The 16,676-nt window shown below is 69.0% G+C and carries 13 protein-coding genes; 3 read left to right on the plus strand and 10 right to left on the minus strand.

All coding sequences use genetic code 11. From position 1 onward, the window contains the following. Window positions 1-30: 30 nt before the first annotated feature. Complete coding sequence (locus tag AC1D1T_RS02510; RefSeq protein WP_477824520.1) at window positions 31-1,734, minus strand: AMP-binding protein; 1,704 nt, start codon at window positions 1,732-1,734, stop codon at window positions 31-33. Window positions 1,735-1,854: 120 nt separating this feature from the next. Here AC1D1T_RS02510 and AC1D1T_RS02515 point away from each other — a divergent pair, with 120 nt between their 5' ends. Beyond that, window positions 1,855-3,369 (plus strand): glycosyltransferase family 39 protein, encoded by a 1,515-nt coding sequence (locus AC1D1T_RS02515; protein WP_477991334.1) that lies wholly within the window; start codon window positions 1,855-1,857, stop codon window positions 3,367-3,369. On the opposite strand, the gene AC1D1T_RS02520 is transcribed toward AC1D1T_RS02515, so the two are convergent. Next, the gene (locus AC1D1T_RS02520; RefSeq protein ID WP_477824491.1) at window positions 3,362-4,312 is read right to left on the minus strand and encodes a GlxA family transcriptional regulator; all 951 of its coding nucleotides are present in this window, start codon (window positions 4,310-4,312) and stop codon (window positions 3,362-3,364) included. The two genes, AC1D1T_RS02515 and AC1D1T_RS02520, sit on opposite strands and share 8 nt — an antisense overlap. A 108-nt stretch (window positions 4,313-4,420) precedes the next feature. Here AC1D1T_RS02520 and AC1D1T_RS02525 point away from each other — a divergent pair, with 108 nt between their 5' ends. Continuing rightward, complete coding sequence (locus tag AC1D1T_RS02525) at window positions 4,421-5,431, plus strand: SLAC1 anion channel family protein (protein WP_477824492.1); 1,011 nt, start codon at window positions 4,421-4,423, stop codon at window positions 5,429-5,431. Window positions 5,432-5,629: 198 nt separating this feature from the next. Here AC1D1T_RS02525 and AC1D1T_RS02530 read toward each other — a convergent pair whose 3' ends face one another. From AC1D1T_RS02530 to AC1D1T_RS02555, 6 genes are all read right to left on the minus strand, one after another. Beyond that, window positions 5,630-6,874 carry a carbohydrate porin gene (locus AC1D1T_RS02530; RefSeq protein WP_477824493.1) on the minus strand — a complete coding sequence of 415 codons (1,245 nt, stop codon included), beginning with the start codon at window positions 6,872-6,874 and terminating at the stop codon, window positions 5,630-5,632. A gap of 206 nt (window positions 6,875-7,080) precedes the next feature. Beyond that, on the minus strand, window positions 7,081-8,172 hold the full coding sequence (locus AC1D1T_RS02535; protein ID WP_477824494.1) for an ABC transporter ATP-binding protein: 1,092 nt from the start codon (window positions 8,170-8,172) through the stop codon (window positions 7,081-7,083). Between the two features lie 359 nt (window positions 8,173-8,531). Next, window positions 8,532-9,845: a GH1 family beta-glucosidase gene (locus AC1D1T_RS02540; RefSeq protein ID WP_477824495.1), complete on the minus strand. Its 1,314-nt coding sequence runs from the start codon at window positions 9,843-9,845 to the stop codon at window positions 8,532-8,534. Between the two features lie 27 nt (window positions 9,846-9,872). Then, window positions 9,873-10,721 (minus strand): carbohydrate ABC transporter permease, encoded by an 849-nt coding sequence (locus AC1D1T_RS02545; RefSeq protein ID WP_477991336.1) that lies wholly within the window; start codon window positions 10,719-10,721, stop codon window positions 9,873-9,875. Window positions 10,722-10,725: 4 nt separating this feature from the next. Beyond that, a complete protein-coding gene (locus tag AC1D1T_RS02550) occupies window positions 10,726-11,712 on the minus strand; it encodes a carbohydrate ABC transporter permease (protein WP_047504196.1) in 987 nt (328 codons plus the stop codon). A 93-nt stretch (window positions 11,713-11,805) separates the two neighbouring features. Continuing rightward, on the minus strand, window positions 11,806-13,056 hold the full coding sequence (locus AC1D1T_RS02555; protein ID WP_465110178.1) for an ABC transporter substrate-binding protein: 1,251 nt from the start codon (window positions 13,054-13,056) through the stop codon (window positions 11,806-11,808). 634 nt (window positions 13,057-13,690) lie between these two features. On the opposite strand from AC1D1T_RS02555, the gene AC1D1T_RS02560 reads away from it, so the two are divergent. Next, window positions 13,691-14,677 (plus strand): LacI family DNA-binding transcriptional regulator, encoded by a 987-nt coding sequence (locus AC1D1T_RS02560; RefSeq protein ID WP_465110177.1) that lies wholly within the window; start codon window positions 13,691-13,693, stop codon window positions 14,675-14,677. A 95-nt stretch (window positions 14,678-14,772) separates the two neighbouring features. Here AC1D1T_RS02560 and AC1D1T_RS02565 read toward each other — a convergent pair whose 3' ends face one another. Beyond that, window positions 14,773-15,588 carry an HDOD domain-containing protein gene (locus AC1D1T_RS02565; RefSeq protein ID WP_047503988.1) on the minus strand — a complete coding sequence of 272 codons (816 nt, stop codon included), beginning with the start codon at window positions 15,586-15,588 and terminating at the stop codon, window positions 14,773-14,775. Window positions 15,589-15,695: 107 nt separating this feature from the next. Further along, a complete protein-coding gene (locus tag AC1D1T_RS02570; RefSeq protein WP_477824497.1) occupies window positions 15,696-16,457 on the minus strand; it encodes a TSUP family transporter in 762 nt (253 codons plus the stop codon). Window positions 16,458-16,676 lie beyond the last annotated feature (219 nt).

The raw sequence follows: 16,676 nt of genomic DNA on the forward strand, positions 1-16,676 counted from the left end.
GGGGAAATCCGTGGGCTCCGGCGGCTCGGCTCAGGCGCGATGCCACACCACCGGCCGCCGGGCCGCGGACCAGCCCTCGAACAACGCCCCGTACGCCTCCTCGATCCGGTTGCGCTTGACCTTGAAGGTCGGCGTGATGAAGCCGTTGTCGACGGTCCACGGCTCGCTCACCGTGACCAGGCAGTCGAGCTGTTCGTGCGGATCGAGCCGCTCGTTGACATGGCGCAGGTGGGCTTCGAACGAAGCCTCCAGCTCCTGCCGCGACAGCGGGTCTCCCGCACCCTGCGCGGCCGCCGGCGACAGCATCAGGATGCCCATCGGCTGGCCCAGGTTCGCGCCGATCACGCAGCAGGCCTCGACCGCCGGGTGCATCACCAGCCGGTCCTCGATCGGTGCCGGCGACACGTACTTGCCCTTGCTCGTCTTGAACAGGTCCTTCACGCGGCCGGTGATGCGCAGGTTGCCCTGCGCGTCGATCTCGCCCTTGTCGCCGGTGTGCAGCCAGCCGTCGTCGGTCATCGCCTCGCGCGTCAGCCCCGGCGCCTTGTAGTAGCCCATCATCAACCCGGGGCTGCGCATCTGGATCTCGCCGTCGGCCGGCGCGATGCGGCACTCGACGCCGTCGTACGGCGGGCCGACCGTGCCGGGGCTCGCGCGGCCGGGCAGCGTCGCGTGCGACACGCCGCAGTTCTCGGTCATGCCGTAGGCATCGAGGATCGGCAAGCCCAGGCCCGCGTACCAGGCGCGCAACTCCGGCGGCAGCGGCGCGGCGCCGCAGGCGGCGACGCGGCACTGGTCGAGCCCGAGCGCGCGCAGGATCTTGCGCCGCACCAGCGCGCCGACCAGCGGGATCCGCAACAGGCGCTGCAGCTTCGCCGGCGGCATCTTCGCGTGCACGCCCTGCTGGAACTTGACCCACAGCCGCGGCACCGAAAAGAACACCGTGGGCCGCGCGCGCTGCAGGTCGCCGGCGAAGGTCTCCAGGCTCTCGGCGAAGAACAGGTGCATGCCGGTCGCGAGTTGCCCGTGCTCGACCAGCGCCCGCTCGGCGACGTGGGCCAGCGGCAGGTAGCTCAGCATGCGGGTGTCGGGGTCGATCGCCTCCAGCCGCTTCAGCCCGGTGCGGATCGACCACGCGAACGCACCGAAGCTCTGCATCACGCCCTTGGGCACGCCGGTGGTGCCGGAGGTGTAGATGAGGGTCGCGAGCTCGGCCGCGTCGCGCACCGGCTCGCCGGCCAGCGGCGCGGTGCGCGCGACGAGCGCATCCCATTGCGGGTAGTCGTTCGGCGGCGCGAGCGGCATGCCGATGCACGGCAGCTCGTCCGGGATGCCGGACTTCATCGCCTCCCAGCCGTCGAGCTTGCCGACGAACAGCAGCTGCGCCTCGCTGTGCAGCAGGATCTGCCGGATCGTCGCGGCCGACAGCGTCGGGTACAGCGGCACCGAGACACCGCCGGCCATCCAGATCGCCCAGTCGGCCATCAGCCAGTGCGCGCAGTTCTTCGACAGCAGCGCCACCTTCGCGCCGTCGCGCACGCCACGCTCGCGCAGGTGGGCGGCGATGCGCCGCACCTCGGCCATCACCTGCGACCAGGTGAACTCGCGCAGCACCCCGCCGCCCTGCGGCTGCGTGAAGCAGATGCGGTCCGGCGCGCTGCGCTCCCAGTGGTACAGGCGGTGCAGCGCGAGGTGTTCCGGCAGGATGGGATCGGCCACGTGCAACTCCGGCATCGGCGCGATGGCACCGGTCACCGACGATAGGAGCGGCAGGGCCCCGGCGCCTAGAGGGTGAGTACGGGGGGCGGGGATTAAACTGCGGCGCCCTGTCGGCAGCCCGGCTCCCCTCTTCCCATGGCCTTGTCCTCCCTTGTCTCCGATCGGCCGCCGGCCGCTCCCCGCCTGCCGCCGGCACTCGCGTTCGCGCTGCTGTTCGGCATCGGCTGGGCGCTGTTCGGGGCGCTGCTGAATCCCGGCCAGCCGGGCGACCACTTCGAGCAGTTCACCTGGTCGCACAGCTTCGAGGGCGGCTACCACAAGCACCCGCCGCTGCCGACCTGGATGCTGGCCGCCGTGATCCGCGTGTTCGGCTTCTCGCCGCTGTGGCCCTACCTGCTGGCCGCGCTGTGCGTCGCCGGCACCGCGGTGTTCACGTTCGGGGTCGCGCGGCGCCTGCTCGGCGAGCGGCTGGCCGGCGTGGCCATCGTGCTGTGGGGGCTGCACTTCGCGTTCAGCTGGAAGGGCCAGCTGTTCAACCACAACACGGTGATGATGCTGTGCCTGGCGGCCGCGGCCTGGGTCGCACTGCGCGCTGCCGAGCCCCGCACCGGCTTTGGCTGGTGGATCGCGCTGGGCGTGCTGGCGGGGCTCGCGCTGCTGTCCAAGTACCAGTCGGCGGTCGGGCTGGCCGGGCTGATCCTGGCGCTGGGCCTGAGCGGCATGCTGGCCACCCCCCGCGCACGGCTCGGGCTGGCGCTGGCCGTGCTGATCTCGATGGCGCTGTTCGCGCCGCACATCGCCTGGGTGTTCCACCACCAGTTCTCGACGCTGCGCTATGCGTCGACGACCGCGCTGCAGCTCGATGCCGCGGGCCGCATCCACAAGCTGCTGTCGTTCACCGCGGTGCACCTGCGGATGCTGGTGCCGGTGGGGGTCGCGATGCTCGCGCTGGTGGCCTGGCAGCGCGCCGCGCCGGTCGCCGCAGCGCCTGCGGATGTCGTGCCGCCGCGCGTGCGGCGCGCATGGCTGTTCGGGCTGCTCGGCTTCCCGCTCGCGGTGCTGGTCGTGATGTGCCTGGTGTTCGGCGTGCGCCTGCAGGACCACTGGGGCTTCCAGAGCGTGCAGTTCATCAGCCTGTGGTTTGCCTGGCTGCTGCGCAAGCGCGTCGGTGCGGCCACGCTGCGGCGGCTGTGCCTGCTGGCGCTCGCGATCCACCTGGCGTTGATGGCAGCCTATGCGCGCTCGGTGGTCGATCCGTCGACGGTGGCCGGCCGCGGGCGGGCCGACCAGTTCTACCCGGCGCAGCATCTCGCCGACACGGTGCTGGCCGCATGGCGGCAGACCACGTCGTGCCCGCTGCGCTTCGTGGTCGGCCCGACCTACGAGGGCGGCATGGTGTCGGTGTATGCAGGCAGCAACCCGCCCGTGCTGGAGTCGGGCGATCCGCTGAAGTCGCCGTGGGTCGACCTGGCGGCCCTGCGCGACGCCGGCTCGGTGCAGCTGTTCCACAGCGCCGACGAGGCCCCGCCCGGCACGCCGCCGCTGCACATGCTGCCGTTCATTCCCGGCGGCTCGACCACGTCGACCTACGACATCCTCTGGACCATCGTGCCGCCGCAGGATCCCGCCTGCGCCAGCCCCGTCAAGTGAACTGCCGCCGGTAGTCGCGCGGCGCCACACCCACGCGCCGCGTGAAGGCGCGCCGCAGCGCGTCGGCATTCGAGTAGCCGACCGCATCGGCCAGGCGCTTCAGCGGCAGGTCGCTCGCCTCGAGGCGCCGGCGCGCCTCGTCGATGCGCGCGAGCTCGACGAACTCGGCCGGCGTCATGCCGGCTTCGTCCTTGAAGATGCGCGCGAAGTTGCGCTCGCTCATGCCGGCCCGCGCCGCCAGCGCCGGCACCGACAGGTCGCCGCGCAGGTTCGCGAGCACGTGCTCCTGCAGCGCGCGGATGCCTGATTTCTCGGCGGTCTGCGCCGCCAGGTGAGCGCTGAACTGGCTCTGGCCACCGGGCCGCTTCAGGAACATCACCAGCTCGCGCGCGACGCGCAGCGCGAGTTCGCGGCCGTGGTCCTCCTCGACCATCGCGAGCGCCAGGTCCATGCCGGCCGTGACACCCGCCGAGGTGTAGAGCGGCCCGTCCTTCACGTAGATCGCATCGGGCTCGACGGTGGTGCCGGGGTTCTCGGCGGCGAGGCGGTCGACCGAGTTCCAGTGCGTCGCGACGCGCCGCCCCTGCAGCAGCCCGGCCGCCGCCAGCACGAAGGCGCCGCTGCACACCGAGCCGATGCGCCGCACCGCCTTGGCGTGGCGCTGCAGCCAGCGCCGCACGTCGTCGCGCGCGGTGATCGATTCGACCGCCGGGCCGCCGGCCACCAGCAACGTGTCGAAGCGCCCGCGGTGGGTCGCGATGGTCGCGTCCGGCTGCAGGCGCGGGCCGCTGCCGCAGCGCAGCAGGCCGGCCTCGGTGCCGATCAGCTGCACCTCGTAGGCCCGCAGATCGCCGAGCTGGCGCGCCGCCTCGACGAAGACATCGGACGGGCCGGCGACATCCAGCAGCTGGACGCCCGGAAAGACGAGGATTCCGACACGCATGGCAGAGGCTCTCGGATGTTTGGCAGGAATCGGCGGGCATCGCCGGCACGGCTCGGGCCAGTGTGGCTGAAACTTCTCGCTCCGGCAAATCCAGCCATCGGAGTTCGCATGTCCAGCCCGTCGACGCCACGTCTCTCTTCCGCCATCCCGCCCGCTCTTCCTCTGAAGCATCCGCCCGGCGTGCGCCACCTGCCGGTCAACCTGTTCGCCTCGGTGATGGGCCTGTCGGGCCTCGCGCTCGCGTGGCGGCAGGCGGCCGGGCAGTTCGGTGCGCCGCCGGTGATCGGCGAGGCGATCGGTGCCTTCGCGTTGATCGTGTTCGGCGTGCTGGCCCTCGCGTACCTGGCCAAGCTCGCGTGGCATCCGGACGCGGTCGCTGCGGAGTTCCGCCACCCGGTGGCCGGCAACTTCTTCGCCACCATCGTGATCGCGTTGCTGCTGCTGTCGGCGGTGCTGCAGCCGTACAGCGGCGCGGTGGCCGTGGCGGTGTGGACGCTGGGCGCCGCGGCCGCCTTCGCGCTGAGCGGGGTGGTGATGTCGCGCCTGCTGCGCGGCGCCGTCGACGCGAAGCTCGCGGTGCCGGCCTGGGTGATCCCCGGCGTCGCGACGCTGGACATCGCGGTCACCGGCGCGCAGATGCCGATGCCGTGGGCGGCCGAGCTCAACTGGGCGGCGATGGCGCTCGGCACGGTGATCGCGCTGCTGCTGCTGGTGCTGGTGCTGTCGCGGCTGGTGCATCACGAGCCGCTGGTGGGGGCGATGGTGCCGTCGCTGCTGGTGCTGATCGGACCGTTCGCGGTCGGCTTCCTCGCGTACACCGCGATGACCGGCGCGGTCGACCGCTTCGCGTCGATGCTCTTCTACTTCGCGCTCTTCATCTTCCTCGTGCTGGCGCCCAAGGTGTTCCGCCGCGACGTGCCGTTCGCGCCGGCGTGGTGGGCGATCGGCTTCCCGCTGGCGGCGCTGAGCAACGCGGCGCTGCACTACGCCGCGGTGCGCGGTGGCTGGCCGCTGCAGGCGATCGCGCTCGCACTGCTCGCGTTCCTGACGGCGGTGCTGGCGGTGCTGACGGTGCGCACGCTGCGCATCGCGATCGACGGCCGGCTGCTCGCCGGCTGAAGCCCGGCCGCACGCAAAAAGGCCCGGCACAGGGCCGGGCCAACGCTCTCGCTTCGGACCCCCACCGCCGTGGGGATCCCGCGGATCACGGCGCCGAGGCGCCGAGCCCGCGTGATCGGGCCGCACACCGGGGGAGTCGGGCAAGCACGATCCCCCAACCGCGGCAAAACCTCTCCGTCCGGCGGCGGCCCGGGCCGATCACCACCAGGTCTCGCCTTGGATCCCGACGGACGTGCCGGCCTTCTTGTCGCCGAAGACGGCCTGCGTGGTGCCGCCCAGGTTCAGGCGTGCCGCCTCGTTCCACGTCGCGTGGGTGACGAACAGGCGCACGGTCGGACGCGACCACGGGTCCTTGCCGGCCGAAGCGGCCAGCGTGCCGGTGATCTTCGTCATCGTCAGGTTGCCGGTGCTGCCGGCGTTGGCCGCGAGGCTCGAGCCGGCATCCGGCTTGACCTGGTCGTGGCCCACTTCGAGCAGCGCGCGGAACGGGCCGCCGAGGTAGGTGTCGGCGCGGGCACCGAGCGCGAACCACTTGTTGCCGGCGTCGGCGCCCGCGTTGTTGATCTGCTTGTTGATGCGGTACTCGGCGATCGCATCCCAGCCGGTGGCCTCGCCGAACTTGCCGGTCTGCTGGATCACCACGCGGCTGTTCTTGGTCTCGCCCAGCTTGTCGAACTTGGCGCCGAAGATGGTCGATCCGCCGAGCGTGCCGTTGATGGTCTGGTAGGCGCCGACCGCGAGGCCCTTCGGCTGCTTGTCGGCTTCCTGGCCGTTGGCGCCGCTGGTCTTCGACTGCATCGAACCGGTCACGTAGATCGACAGGTCGCCGTTCGGGATGTCCTTGATGCCGGTCAGGCGCACCGGGATCGTGAAGCGGTTGTTCTTCACCGAGGTGTCGTTGACGGCACCGGGCACGCCGTAGTTCGGGTCCATCATGAACGCGACGCTGAGCTTGCCGAAGCCCAGCTCCATGTCCTCGATGCCGGCGCCGTTGCCGTCGTTGTTCTCGAGGAACTGGTCGTTGATGCCGAGCTGCAGGCGGTTGTAGAAGCGGCGGCCGGCCCAGACCTTGCCGTTGGCCAGCTGGCTGATGTGGTCGCCATAGGTGTAGATCTGGCCGAAGCGCGTGGTCAGCGCGTCGGGCTGCGACTGGCCGGCATCCCAGGCCTTGTAGACGCTCGGCATCACGTGCACGTGCCAGTCGGATCCCTCGAACTCGGCGAGCTTCGCGTTGATGTTCGGCTCGACGACGTAGTCGCATTCATTGCCGAGGCGCCACTTGGTGTCGGCGCCGGCCAGCTGGTAGCACACCTGGTTGCCGCCGCGCGTGTTCAGGCCGACGCCTGCGCGCATGTAGCCCGAGAAATCGATGGCCGGACCGGCGGCGGCCGAACCGGCGGCGCCTGCAAGCGCCATCGCGAGGAACAGAGGTTTCTTGTTCATGGTGTCTCCTGGTCTCCTGTTGGGGTGGAAGAAAGGTCGTTCGCCGAAGTGGCGGCTTTTGGCCTTGGAGTGGCAGGCCAAAACGGGGGACGCGACGCTGCAGCCGGCACCGGGCGGTCTGTCGGAAACGTGCGCGGCAGCGGCTGCGAAATCGTTTTCATGACAGCGGTGGAGGGCGTTTGCAGCGGGGCGTGCATGGGGGATCGCTAGTGGAGGGCGAGGGTGGCGCCGCTGTCGCTGAACAGCAGCGCGCGCGAGGCTTGCGGCACGAGGCCGATGTCCTGGCCGGCGCCGAGGCCTTCGTGGTCGGCGGGCACGCGCAGCGAGACGGTGTTGGCGGTGCCGCGCAGCGTGGCGTGCACGATGATCGAGTCACCGAGGTGTTCGAGCAGGTCGACGCGGGCGGCCAGGCCGTTTTCGACGCGGCCGATGCCGAGGTGTTCGGGGCGGATGCCGAGCACGAGTTGCGCCGACGCGCCGGAGGGCAGGCCACCGGGCAGGCTGAGCGTGCCGGCCTGGTCGACGCGCAGTTGCACCGCACCACCGCCGGCGGCAGCGGCGACGCAGGGAATGAAGTTCATCCGCGGCGAACCGAGGAAGCCGGCGACGAACTGGTTGGCCGGCTGCTCGTACAGCGACATCGGCGTGCCGACCTGCTCGATGCGGCCGGCGTTGAAGACGGCGATGCGGTCGCCGAGCGTCATCGCCTCGACCTGGTCGTGCGTCACGTAGATCATCGTGTTGCCGATTTCCTTGTGCAGCTTCGACAGCTCGATGCGCATCTGCACGCGCAGCGAGGCGTCGAGGTTGGACAGCGGCTCGTCGAACAGGAAGACGCGCGGCTTGCGCACGATGGCGCGGCCGATCGCGACGCGCTGGCGCTGGCCACCGGAGAGCGCCTTCGGCTTGCGTTCGAGCAGGTGCGTGATCTGCAGGATCTCGGCGGCGCGGCCGACGGCCTTCTTCACGTCGTCCTTCGACTGCCCGGCCAGCTTGAGCGCGAAGCCCATGTTCTCGGCGACGGTCATGTGCGGGTAGAGCGCGTAGCTCTGGAACACCATCGCGACGCCGCGGTCGGCGGGCGGCACCTCGTTGATGAGGTCGCCGCCGATGCGGATCTCGCCCTGGTCGATGTCTTCGAGACCGGCGATCATGCGCAGCAGCGTGGACTTGCCGCAACCGGACGGGCCGACGAAGACGGCGAATTCGCCATCGGCGATGTCGAGGTCGATGCCGCGGATCACCTCGACATTGTTCTCGTAGCTCTTGCGCACGCCGCGCAGGGTCAGGGTGGACATCTCTTCAGGTCTCCGATTGGGTCTTGCTGTGCGCGTCGGCTGCGGCTGGGGGTATGGCCGGGAGGCTCATGCCGGGGCGGTCGGCCCTGGCGGGCCGACTCCACGAGAAGTGCGGCATTTGGCGGTGCATCGCCAAACTCCCTCCGCTCACTTCGTTCGCTGTGGTCAAACAGTGGCGATGAGTCAGTTCACGAAGCGTGCTGCGCACGCCACCGCCAAATGCCGCACTTCTCGTCGCCCCAGAAATCGCCTCCCGGCCATACCCCCAGCCGCAGCCGCCGGTCGGAGCGTGTTCGACGAAGTCCGCTGTCGTCTCCGCACATGCGCCTTTGCCGCTCGAAAGATCGAACGCCGTCATCTCACCCCCCACTCCGAGACCGCGCGATGAACTCGCGGTACCAATGGGCGCTGTCCTTCAGCGTGCGCTGCTGCGTCGCGTAGTCGACGTGCACCAGCCCGAAGCGCTTCGCGTAGCCGGAGTTCCACTCGTAGTTGTCGAGCAGGCTCCAGTAGAAGAAGCCGCGCACGTCCACGCCCTGGGCGATCGCATCGCGCACCGCCCCCAGGTGGCTGCTCAGGTAGTCGATGCGCTGCGGGTCGGCCACCTTGCCTTCCACCAGCCGGTCCGCGCAGGCCGTGCCGTTCTCGGTGATCCACACCGGCGGCAACGGGTAGTCGCCGTGGATCTTCACCAGCAGCTCGGTCAACCCCTGCGGGTAGTTCTCCCAGCCCATGTCGCTCTCGCCACGCAGCTTCGGCGCCGGGCGCGGCGGGTCCTCGCTCGAGGCCCAGATCCGCGTGTAGTAGTTGACGCCGAGGAAATCGAGCTTCTGCGCGATCACGTCGAAATCGTTTTCATGAGTGACCGGGTACAGGTGCACACCGGGGGCCGTCGGGTAGCGCTTCAGGAAGATCGGGTCCATGTACCAGCGCACGAAGGTCGCGTACTCGCGCTCGGCGAGTGCGATGTCGGTCGCGCTGCCGGTGGCGGGCGTCGCCGGCGACTGGTTCAGCACGATGCCCAGCGGCGCCTTCACGCCGGCCGCGCGCATCGCCTGCAGCGCGAGGCCGTGCGACAGCAGCAGGTGGTGCGCGACCTGCACCGTCAGCTGCGGGTCCTTGAAGCCCGGTGCGAACTGGCCGTTGCCGTTGCCGAGGAAGGCGGTGCACCACGGCTCGTTGTGCGTGGCGATGCTCGCCACCCGGTCGCCCAGCCGGCGGCCCATCACCTCGGCGTACTCGGCGAAGCGGTACGCGGTGTCGCGCGAGCCCCAGCCACCTAGATCCTGCAGCCCCTGCGGCAGGTCCCAGTGGTACAGCGTCGCGTGCGGCGCGATGCCGCGCTCGAGCAGCCGGTCGACCAGCCGGTCGTAGAACGCCAGGCCCTTGTCGTTCCAGGCGCCATGGCCGAGCGGCTGCACGCGCGGCCACGCGATCGAGAAGCGGTAGCTGTCGACGCCCAGGCCGGCGATCAGCTCGACGTCGTCGGACCAGCGGTGGTAGTGGTCGCAGGCGACGTCGCCGGTGTGGCCCTCGAAGGTCTTGCCCGGCGTGTGCGAGAACGTGTCCCAGATCGACGGGCCGCGGCCGTCCTCACGGGCCGCACCTTCGATCTGGTAGGCGCTGGTGGCAACGCCCCACGCGAAGCCGCGGGGAAATTTCGGGTCGGTCACGGGTCGGAATCCTTGAGATGAAACAGGTCAGGCCTTGACCGCACCGGCGGTCAGCCCTTCGATCAGCCGGCGCGAGGCCAACACGAACATCACGAGCAGCGGCAGCACCGCGATCGACGAGCCGKCGCAGATCGCGCCCCACGGCGTCTGGCCGGTGCCCTGCAGCGAACGCAGCGCGAGCGGCACGGTGAACATCTCCATGTCGCGCATCACGATCAGCGGCCCGAGGAAGTTGTTCCACGCACCGATGAAGGTGACCAGGCCGAGCGTGCCCAGCGCCGGGCCGATCAGCGGCACGATGATGCGCAGGTAGATGCCGAACTCGCCGCAGCCGTCGATGCGCGCGGCATCGACCAGGTCGCGCGGAATCGCCGAGCCGATGTACTGCCGCATCATGAAGATGCCCAGCGCCCCGCAGGCCGCCGGCACGATCAGCGCCTTCGGCTGGTTCAGCCAGCCCAGCCAGCTCATCGTCAGCGCCGTCGGGATCATCCCGACGAAGCTCGGCAACAGCAGCGTCGCCATCACGAAGGCGAACAACCGGTCCTTGTGCCTGAAGTCGTACATCGCGAACGCGAAGCCGGCCAGCGAGCAGAACAGCAGGTTCAGCGCAGTGACCGCGACGGCGATGTACAGGCTCCAGCTGAGGTTGCGCCAGAAGAACGGCAGGCGGTCGAGCAGCAGCTTCAGGTTGTCGATGAAGGCATCGCCGAACCACAGCGGCGGCGGCACCGACAGGATCTCGCGGTTCGAATGCGTCGCGAACACGAACATGAAGTAGAACGGCGCCAGCATCAGCAGCGCACCGCCGAGCACGATGGCATAGGCGCTCGCAGCGGTGGCCGGGTTGGCGAAGCGGATGGAAGTCGAGCTCATCGCGTCAGGCCTTCTTCTCGCCCAGCAGGCGGTTGTTGGCCCAGGTGACGACCGCGATCACCATGAACAGCAGCCACGCGATGCTCGACGCAGTACCGAAATCGTTGTCGATGAAGGCGGTCGCGTACATGTGCATCGCCGCCGTCTTGCCGGCCTGGTCCAGGCCGCCGGTGCCGCCGGTCAGGATGAAGGGCTCCTCGAACAGCTGCAGGTTGCCGATGATGGTCAGCGTGACCGCGAAGAAGATCATCGGCTTGAGCATCGGCAGCGTCACGTAGCGGAACTGCTGCCAGGCCTTCGCGCCGTCCATCGTCGCGGCCTCGAACAGGTCCTTCGGGATCGTCTGGATCGCCGACAGGTACAGCACGGTGTTGAAGCCGACATAGCGCCACCACACGACGAACGAGATCATCCACTTCGTGTAGTACGGCTGCCCCCAGTCGATGTTCTGCGCCGGGAACAGCCAGCCGATCACCGGCACCTGCGACATCGCGCCCAGCGCCGCGTTGACCACGCCGTAGTCGCGCGAGAACAGCGACGAGAACACCAGCGAGATCGCCACCGTCGACGTGATGAACGGCAGGAAGTACGCGCCGACCACCGCGTTGCGCCAGCGGCCGAACGCGGTGTGCAGGAAGAACGCCAGCGGCAGCGCCACCAGGTGCTGCGGCACGCCCGACACGATCGCCATCCACACCGTGTTGTAGAGCGACTTGCGGAACCAGTCGTCGTTGGTGACGACGTAGATGTAGTTCTCCAGGCCCACCCACTGCATCGCCTCCAGCCCGGCCGCCGGCTCCCAGCGGTGGAACGACATGAAGATCGAGAACAGCAGCGGGAACAGCCCGAACACCAGGAACAGGATAAAGAACGGGCTGATGAACACGTACGGCGCGATGTCGCGGAAGCTGCGGCGGCGCTTGCGCGTGCCGGGCTGCGCAGCGAGCGGCGTCGTCGGGTCCGGGGTCGCCGGGACCGTGGGTTTGGGCATGGCCTGCATGGTGTCGGGTGCAGACCGGGCAGGGCGGCGCGCGCCGTGCCCGGTCGTTCAGCGGAAGATCAGACGTGAGTCAGACGCAGCGGGTCAGCGGCGCACGCGCTTCTTGACCTGCTCCTGTGCGTCCGCCAGGGCGGTCTTGATGTCCTTGTTCTGCTCGAGCACCTTGTCCAGCTCGGCATTCACGACATCGTTGGCCACCGGGTCGTACTTGTCGACGGCGATCGCCTTGATCTTGTCGGCCGACACCTTCCACAGCTGGCGCGCCTTCTGGCCGCCCAGGTACTCGATCGGCTGGTCGAGGAAGGGATCGCTCTGCGCCTCGATCAGCGACGGGAACGCGTCCAGGCTGCGGAAGGCCTCGATCTGCATGCCCTTGTCCAGGCTCATGAACTTGATGAAGTCCCAGGCCGCGGCCTTGTTCGCCGCCTTCTTCGGGATCGCGTAGAACGAGCCGCCCCACGAGGCGAACGCGCCGTTGGGCAGCTGCGCCGAACGCCACTTGCCCTTGGACTCCGGCGCCAGCCAGTTCGACAGGTGGCCGGCCAGCCAGGCCCCCATCATCTGCGAGGCCACCTTGTCGCGCTTGAAGCCTTCGCTCCACTCGTTGGACCAGGCGGCGATCTTGGCGTCGATGCCGGCGGTGCGGGCCGCCTTGGCGAGCTCGAAGCCCTTCTGGAAGCGCGGCGTGTTGATCAGCGGCGTGCCCTTCTTGTCGAAGAAGATGCCCTCGCCGTCCTTCAGGCCGGAGCGGATGTAGATGTCCTTGATGTCCACCGCGTTGGCGAGCAGGTAGGCGCCGGTCGCGGCCTTCACCTTCTTGCCCGATTCGATGTACGACTCCCAGCTCTTGGTCAGGTCAGCCTCGCTGACGCCGGCCTTGTCGAGCAGGTCCTTGCGGTAGAAGAGGGCGCCCGGGCCGATGTCGGCCGGCATCGCGGCCAGCGCGCCGCTGCCGCTCATGCCCTGCGGCACGGTGAACTTGGCGATCTTCGACTGGTACTGCAGGCCGTTGTACGGCGCCTTGCCCAGGTCCTCCAGGCCGCCCGATTCGGCGAACTTGCCGATGAAGCCGACTTCCACCGCCATCACGTCCGGCACGTTCGCGCCGGTGGCCAGCGCCGTCGTCATCGCGGTGTGGTGGTCGCCGAAGGCCAGGCTGGTCAGCTTGATCTCGACCTCGGGGTGCAGCTTCTTGTAGAGCGGGATCGCGGCCTTGACGGCCAGGTCGAAGCTCGGGAAGGACGCCACCGTCAGCGTCGTCGTGGTCTGCGCCGAAACGGCTCCGGCCATCGCCAGCGCTGCGCACAGCAGCAGGGGTTTCATCAGTCGTGTCACGTCGGGTCTCCTAAGGTCTTTGTGGACGCCGGGCGGGCTGCCTTTGCTCCGTCGGCTTTTGTACAGGCTCGTGCCTGACACGGGGTCGAACTTCGGCCAGATCGGCTCGGCTGAAATCGATTTCACTTCTGCAAACGATTTCAGCGGCGACGCGCCTGGGTGTCAATCGACAAAACCCGGGCTGACATACCAATGAGGGAAAGTCCTCTCCGGACTCACCCTGTGGGGAATTCGGACAGTTCTGATCCCCTGAATCTGCCGTCATTTCTGAAATCGATTTCAGATCGAAGCGAATTAGAAACGTCACGACACCATCGGTCAAGACGTTCGAGATTGGGGAAATCCCCGAGGTGGCGCGCCGTGCCGCGCCCGTGTTCCCGGTTTCACAATGGCGCTGCAAGCCAGCATTGGCGCCATTTGCAGCTGGCGCTTCGGCCATCGTCCGTTGCGCCAGCACACATTTGAGCCTCCCGGAGGCGGGCCATCGATCCCGCTCATGGTGCCATCTGGTTTGGGCAAGGTTCTGAAAACGTTGCCATACTTGAAACCCCATGCAAAATCGCGAATCGCCCTCTCGCCACAGCCCACCGTGACCCGTCCGATCGTACGTTCGCCCCTGACTGTGCCGGCTGCCGTGACCCTGCTCGACGTGGCGCGCGAGGCCGGGGTCTCGCCCAGCACGGTGTCGCGCATCCTGAACGGCACTGCCCGTGTCACCTCCGACAAGCGGCAGGCGGTTGAAACCGCCATCAGCAAGCTCGATTTCAAGCCCAACCTGTTCGCGCGCAGCCTGAAGACCGGCACCACGATGACCATCGGCATCCTGGCGCAGGACATCGAGAGCCCGTTCTACACGCGGGCGATGAAGGGCATCGAGACCGGGCTGCTGGGCAGCGGCTATGCGCCGATCATCGTCAGCGGCCACTGGGATGCGCGCGAAGAAGCCGAGCGGGTGCGGCTGCTGATGACGCGCCGCATCGACGGCGTCGTGATCCTGACCGGCCACATGGACGACGCGCAGATCGTCGAGTTCGCGCGCCACCAGCCGATCGTCGTGACCGGCCGCCACCTCGACAGCCACAACATCATCGCGATCAAGCTCGACCAGGTGCGCGGCGGCTACCTGGCCACGCGCCACCTGATCTCGCTCGGGCACCGGCGCATCGCCCACATCGCCGGCGTGCGCGACCACGACGACGCGAAGGACCGCTACCAGGGCTACCTGCAGGCGCACGAAGAGGCGGGGCTGACGCCCGATCCCGAGCTGGTGGTGCAGGGCGACTTCACCGAGCCGGGCGGCCTGTTCGCGATGACGCGGCTGCTCGACGGCGGGCGCTCGTTCACCGCGGTGTTCTGCGCGAACGACCAGTCGGCGTTCGGCGCGCGGGTGGTGCTGTACCGCCGCGGCATCCGCGTGCCGGACGACGTGTCGCTGGTCGGTGTCGACGACCTGCCGGCCGCGGCCTACCTGACGCCACCGATCACGACGGTGCGCCAGCCGATCTACGAGATGGGTCTGTTTGCCGCGCACGCGCTGCTCGGCATGCTCGGCCACACCGCCGAAGAGGTGCAGGTGCCGCCGCTGGAGCTGATCGTGCGGGAGACGACGCGGCGCGTGTGAGCGCCTGCGGGCCGAGCGCCGGGCCGCCCCAAGCCGGCCCGCATCCCCTTGGGGGATCGGTCGACGTACCCGTCGACCCAGGGGTCGTCATTCCTCTAGCGGGCTTCTGCGTCCTCGATCTGCTGTTTGACTTTCCGGGCGCCGCGCAGCACCAGCGTCTCGTCCAGCAAAGCCTGCGGCGCCACCGCGCGCGCCACTTCCTCGAGCGAATCCGGGTCGGTCATCAGCGCATTCGCCAGCGCCGACAGCGCGCAGATCGAGCGCCGCGGCACCTGCGGCGGCAGCTCGCGCGTCGCGTTCACCGTCACATGATGGCGCACGCTGGCGACGGCCGCGGCAGCCAGGCCCCAGCTCTCGCACAGCGCCGCGCCGAGCAGGTCGTGGCTGACCCCGAAGGCCTGGTGCTCCAGGTACATCAGCTCGGTGTCGTCGGCGGCCGACGCGAGCATCGGCTGGTAGATGGCTTGCGAATGCTTGAACAGCACCGCCTTGCCGCATTCCTCGAACAGCCCGGCCGAATGCGCGCCCCACGGATCGACGCTCAGCACCTGGCCGATGCGACCCATCAGCAGGCCGCGCACGCTGGCGCGCTGCCACAGCGGCTCCAGTTCGGGCGCCGGCGGGAACACCGCGCGCAGGCCCATCTCGAAGGTGACGGCCGCGACTTCGCGCGTGCCGAGGTAGGTGACGGCCTGCTGCACGCTTTGCACGCGCCCCTTCAGCCCGTACAGCGACGAGTTCACCGCCTTCAGCACGGCCGATGCGAGCGCCATGTCGCTCTCGATCAGGCGGGCGAGCGCCTGCAGGTTCACGTCGTCCTCGGCGAGCAGCAGGGACAACTTCACCAGCGCTTCCGGCTGGGCGGGCACGTCGATGTTCAGCGAACGCAGCTTGGGATCGATGGGGGGCATGGCGAAATCCGGGTCAAAGCAGTTCTTCACGGTCGATGCTACGCAGCCGACCCGGCGGCGATCCGTCGAACAGGGTGGGAAATCCGCCCGCTTTTCGATTTCAGTCCCTATTTCAGGAACGCATCCCACCCCGTCTTGAGGATCAGCGCCGACACCACCGCGATGAACACCCCGCGCACGAAGCCCGCACCGTGCTTCAGCGCGAGCCGCGTGCCGAGCAGGCTGCCGATCACGTTGGCCACCGCCATCGTCAGCGCGATGTGCCACCACACATGGCCCTTGATCGCGAACAGCGCGAGCGCGGCCAGGTTGGTCGCGGTGTTCAGCAGCTTCGCGCTCGCGCTCGCGTTCAGGAAGTCGTAGCCGAGCAAGCGCACGAACAGGAACACGAAGAAGCTGCCGGTGCCGGGGCCGAAGAAGCCGTCGTAGAAGCCGATCACCAGGCCGATGCCGCTGGCCACCAGCGCCTGCGTGCGCCCGCTGTGCAGCGGTGCGTGCGTGCGGCCCATGTCCTTGCGCGCCAGCGTGTACGCCAGCACGCCGATCAGGATCAGCGGCAGCGCCTTGCGCAGGCCGTCGGCGCTGACCAGCGTGACGGTCCACGCACCGCCCAGCCCGCCGATCAGTGCCGCCCCCGCCGCCGGCAGCAGCGCGCTCCACTGCAGCTGCACGCGCTTCGCGAACTGCGCGGTCGCCCAGCCGGTGCCCCAGACGCCCGCACCCTTGTTGGTGCCCAGCAGCGTGGCCGGCGCGGCGCTCGGGTAGACGCTGAACAGCGCCGGCACCAGGATCAACCCGCCGCCGCCGACGATGGCATCGATGAAGCCCGCGAACAGGGAGGCGAGGGTGACCGTGACGAGATCGAGCATGCAGGGACGGGGAAGACAGGGAATCCAGAATGGGAAAGGGCGCCAGGATCACCTGGCGCCCTTCGCATTTTGTCATCGGTCCGGTCGCTCTCTGGAGCGCCGGCCTGTCGGTGTGTCGCAGCCTTGAACGCGTTCTTGACGCGACCCTCGGATGCGTTGTGTCTGTCTCCTCAGTCCCCCGCCCAGCCGGTCATCCGGGGATGTCGGCCGCGAGTGGGC

Source organism: Rhizobacter sp. P2_H3 (genome assembly GCF_056403355.1).

Excerpts from the sequence above, each read along its gene's own strand:
- AC1D1T_RS02535 (WP_477824494.1), bottom strand. The coding sequence starts at position 8,172 with ATGTCCACCCTGACCCTGCGCGGCGTGCGCAAGAGCTACGAGAACAAT.
- AC1D1T_RS02570 (WP_477824497.1), bottom strand. The coding sequence starts at position 16,457 with ATGCTCGATCTCGTCACGGTCACCCTCGCCTCCCTGTTCGCGGGCTTC.
- AC1D1T_RS02520 (WP_477824491.1), bottom strand. The coding sequence starts at position 4,312 with ATGCGTGTCGGAATCCTCGTCTTTCCGGGCGTCCAGCTGCTGGATGTC.
- AC1D1T_RS02515 (WP_477991334.1), top strand. The coding sequence starts at position 1,855 with ATGGCCTTGTCCTCCCTTGTCTCCGATCGGCCGCCGGCCGCTCCCCGC.
- AC1D1T_RS02530 (WP_477824493.1), bottom strand. The coding sequence starts at position 6,874 with ATGAACAAGAAACCTCTGTTCCTCGCGATGGCGCTTGCAGGCGCCGCC.
- AC1D1T_RS02550 (WP_047504196.1), bottom strand. The coding sequence starts at position 11,712 with ATGCCCAAACCCACGGTCCCGGCGACCCCGGACCCGACGACGCCGCTC.
- AC1D1T_RS02525 (WP_477824492.1), top strand. The coding sequence starts at position 4,421 with ATGTCCAGCCCGTCGACGCCACGTCTCTCTTCCGCCATCCCGCCCGCT.
- AC1D1T_RS02565 (WP_047503988.1), bottom strand. The coding sequence starts at position 15,588 with ATGCCCCCCATCGATCCCAAGCTGCGTTCGCTGAACATCGACGTGCCC.
- AC1D1T_RS02510 (WP_477824520.1), bottom strand. The coding sequence starts at position 1,734 with ATGCCGGAGTTGCACGTGGCCGATCCCATCCTGCCGGAACACCTCGCG.